The 236-nt window shown below is 52.5% G+C and carries 1 protein-coding gene; it reads right to left on the bottom strand.

The genetic code is table 11. The features are described 5' to 3' along the window. On the bottom strand, nucleotides 1-236 hold a 236-nt coding region (locus H5084_RS19410), incomplete at both ends, for a hypothetical protein (protein WP_182692249.1).

Genomic DNA, 236 nt, shown 5'->3' with positions numbered 1-236 from the left:
ACTACCGCATTTTCTACTGCGCTGCCGTCGTCTTCGGTAAATGCATTGGTGTTCGTGATCGTCACTTCAGGTGCATCGTTAACCGTATTCACCACCGGGGTGGCCGAATCTGTTTCACCATTAATCGTGCCGTCGTTCGGTGTTAACGTAAATTCAGGTAAGGCTGCTCCGCTGTTAACCAGCGCCGCGCCCGCTGCTGTTAAGAGAACCTCATTGCCCACGACCTGGTAGTTGAT

It is taken from the genome of Psychromonas sp. SR45-3, assembly GCF_014163575.1.
GTDB classification, from domain to species: Bacteria; Pseudomonadota; Gammaproteobacteria; order Enterobacterales; family Psychromonadaceae; genus Psychromonas; species Psychromonas arctica.
This window is presented reverse-complemented; position numbering and strand designations above follow the sequence as displayed.